The organism is Mesorhizobium sp. M1A.F.Ca.IN.020.06.1.1 (assembly GCF_004023265.1).
GTDB lineage: Bacteria > Pseudomonadota > Alphaproteobacteria > Rhizobiales > Rhizobiaceae > Mesorhizobium.
Genome location: NZ_RZSR01000701.1, coordinates 1 through 3,237 on the forward strand (window position 1 = coordinate 1; position 3,237 = coordinate 3,237).

Here is a 3,237-nt window from a genome sequence, read left to right on the forward strand (position 1 = left end):
GTAATCGATGGCGTTCTTCAAGACGGCGGTCGGCGCGTGATTGTATTCAGCCGCGGTGAAGATGAAGCCGTCGAACTCGGCGACCTTCTTCTGCCAGCGCTGCGCCACCTCGTTCTGCGACGGCGCCCAGGCGGAGGATGCGACCTCATCGAAGAACGGCAGCGGCCAGTCGCGCAAATCAACGACTTCGACGTCGATATCGGCATGCGTCTTGGTAATCTTGGCGATCCACTGCGTCGGGACGTCGGCGAAGCGGGCGGCGCGCGTCGAACCGACGACAATGGCGATTTTGGGTTTGGACATAAGCGGGCTCTCCTTGCGGGGGAATTTCGGTATCGTTTGGATACCGGCGCTATATGTGATACTGACAAAGTGGCGCACAAGGAGGCACATTTTTGTTACCGAGGCACCCGTACAACACTGAGGACTGCCGGGCCGTATCGGAAATCCTGCAACGGGTCGGCGACAAATGGACCGTTTTGGTGGTCGGCAAGCTGGGCGGCGGACCGATGCGCTTCAATGAATTGCGCACGGCCGTCGGCGGCATCTCACAGAAAATGCTGACCATCACCTTGCGCGGCCTGGAGCGGGACGGCTTTGTCACGCGCAAGGTTTTTCCGACCATTCCGCCGCGCGTCGATTACGAGCTGACCGAGCTCGGCCACGAGTTGCTGGTGCCGGTTGGCGCGCTCGGCGAATGGGCACGAAAGAATACCAATCGAGTACGCGCGGCGCGCGCGAAATTCGATGGCGAGCATCCCTGAAGGCCTTGAAGCGCAACGTGTTGCGAGCATCGCTCCGCAGCGTTGCTGACTGCGCAAGGAGTCTGCAGTTGTGTCTTTTTGACTTGTCGTATTCGAGGGCACATCAACCTTGATGCCCGCCCGACCCTGACGGCTTTGGTCGCGCCTGAGAGGAGCACTCAGGCTTTTGAAGTGGTACTGCCACGGGGCGCCAAGGAGCAGACTGCGCACATCGCTTCCTGACTCTGCTCCGCCCCGAGGCCATGCATCCACACTGTGCGCAGGAGCTCTTTTTTCACTTCTACATAGGCAGTTATGCCGAGCAGGCAGGTGAGTGCGAGAAGGGCTGCCACGAGCCAGCCGTTCAGCATGTGTTGACGCATTGTCTTTCCTCCAGCGGCACGCACCGTCGGGTGCGTAAGCAACCATCGGTTGTCGTCGGACGCACGTCCCGCTCAAGAGTTGTTACAAATTTGCCTGTCCGGGGAATCGTTCGCCGTCAGCTTTCGGCTGGGACCGGCTTCGGCTTGCCGTCGCCGTCGAGCGCCACCATGACGAAATCGGCATGGGTGACCTTCTCCATCAGGTCGGCGAGATAACGCTGCGCCCAGGCCTCAACCTTGAGCGTCATCGAGGTGCGGCCGACGCGCTCGACATGGGTGTAGATGCAGAGCGTGTCGCCGATCTTCATCGGCTTGGCGAAGGACATCTCCTTGACCGCCGCCGTCACCACACGGCCCTTGGCCCGTTCGGCCGCGCGGATGCCGCAGGCCAGGTCCATCTGCGCCATCACCCAGCCGCCAAATATGTCGCCGGCGGCATTGGCATCCGACGGCATGGCGAGCGTCCTCAATGTCAGGTCGCCGAGCGGCTTGCCGTCCGCGTAGTGCACCATCAGGGGTCCTCCAGCCGCTGCTTCCTGAAGCCGTACCAATGCCATCGCGATGTCGCAAGCTTTGCTGAAGGCGAAGGACGCGTCGCGGCTCGGTCGCTTTTTTCACAAGCCATGCCGGAAGCCCCGGCGACGACGTGAGCCGGCAATGTCTAGGCTAAGCCCGGATCTCGGAGCCCGCCCGCGCATCATGCAGACTTATCATTTCATTATCGTCGGCTCCGGCTCGGCCGGTTCGGTGGTCGCGGAAAGGCTCTCGGCTTCCGGCCGCTTTTCGGTACTGGTGCTGGAGGCAGGCGGAACCGACCGCCGTTTCTATGTCCAGATGCCGCTCGGCTACGGGAAGACCTTCTTCGATCCGGCCGTCAACTGGAACTACAAGGCCGATCCCGATCCCGGCCTCGGCAACAATGCCGACCACTGGCCGCGCGGCAAGCTGCTCGGCGGCTCGAGCTCGATCAACGCCATGGTCTTCATTCGCGGCGCGCGCGAGGACTTCGATGCCTGGGCCGCCGCCGGCAATGCGGGCTGGAGCTATGACGACCTGCTCCCCGCTTTCAAAGCGTTGGAGGACAACGAGGCCGGCGCCGACCAATGGCGCGGGGTCGGCGGCCCCTTGCACATCACCGATTGCTCGAATGCGGTGCATCCGCTGACCAAGCGCTATCTGGCGGCCGCCCAGCAGGCCGGACTGCCGTTAAATCCGGATTTTAACGGCGCCTCCCAGGAGGGCGTCGGCGTCTACCAGATCACCACCAGGAACGGCCGCCGCATGTCCGCCGCCCGCGCGTTCCTGCGCCCGGCGATGAAGCGCAACAATGTGCGCGTCGAGACCAACGCGCTGGCGACGAAAATCCTGTTCGAGGGCAAGCGCGCCGTCGGCGTCGAGTACCAGCAAAACGGCGAAACCAAGAGGGTCCGCGCGGGCCGCGAGGTGATCCTCTCCGGCGGCTCGATCAACTCGCCGCAACTGCTGCAGCTCTCCGGTGTGGGCCCGTCGGCGCTGCTCGGCGATCTCGGCATCCCAGTCGTCCACGCCAACGACAATGTCGGGGCCAACCTGCAAGACCATGTCGGCATCAACTACACCTTCAAGGGCAAGCTGCCGACGCTGAACCAGATCCTGCGGCCATGGTGGGGCAAGCTGCTGGTGGGCATGCAGTACATCCTGCTGCGTTCCGGTCCGCTGTCGTTGTCGATGAACAATGCCGGCGGCTTCTTCCGCACCGACCCGTCGATGGCGCGGCCGAACATGCAGCTCTATTTCCAGGCCTTCTCGACCGTCATCCCCAAGAGCGGCGAGCGCCCGATCCTGACGCCCGATCCGTGGCCGGGCTTCTCCATCGGCCTTTCCAATTGCCGGCCGTCGAGTCGCGGCGAGATCATGATCCGCTCGAAGGATCCGCGCGACTATCCGAAGATCACGGCGAACGCCTATTCGACCAACGCCGATGTCGACGAGATGCTGGCGGCGGTGAAGTTCGTGCGCAAGATCGCCTCGATGCCGGCGATGGCCGAGATCATCGAGGAAGAAGTTTTGCCTGGTCCGTCAATTACTTCCGATGCCGATCTGATTCAGGATTTCAGGAAGCGCTCGGGCAC

4 protein-coding genes are annotated in these 3,237 nt (G+C 62.8%); 2 read left to right on the plus strand and 2 right to left on the minus strand.

What is annotated here, in order from left to right; genetic code table 11:
- Positions 1–303, minus strand: a 303-nt coding sequence (locus tag EOA60_RS25320) for an NADPH-dependent FMN reductase (RefSeq protein WP_164899521.1), incomplete at its 3' end; no start/stop codon positions are given.
- A gap of 92 nt (positions 304–395) precedes the next feature.
- Here EOA60_RS25320 and EOA60_RS25325 point away from each other — a divergent pair.
- Entirely contained in the window at positions 396–764 is a 369-nt protein-coding gene (locus tag EOA60_RS25325) for a helix-turn-helix domain-containing protein (RefSeq protein WP_066994462.1), read from the plus strand.
- Between the two features lie 478 nt (positions 765–1,242).
- Here EOA60_RS25325 and EOA60_RS25335 read toward each other — a convergent pair whose 3' ends face one another.
- Positions 1,243–1,638 (minus strand): acyl-CoA thioesterase, encoded by a 396-nt coding sequence (locus tag EOA60_RS25335; RefSeq protein WP_066994459.1) that lies wholly within the window; start codon positions 1,636–1,638, stop codon positions 1,243–1,245.
- A gap of 187 nt (positions 1,639–1,825) precedes the next feature.
- On the opposite strand from EOA60_RS25335, the gene EOA60_RS25340 reads away from it, so the two are divergent.
- Positions 1,826–3,237: GMC family oxidoreductase N-terminal domain-containing protein (locus EOA60_RS25340; RefSeq protein ID WP_128312083.1), on the plus strand; the 1,412-nt coding region annotated here is incomplete at its 3' end.

Bases quoted from the DNA above. Each gene is read 5' to 3' on its own strand.
- EOA60_RS25335 (WP_066994459.1), bottom strand. From the start codon at position 1,638: ATGGTGCACTACGCGGACGGCAAGCCGCTCGGCGACCTGACATTGAGG.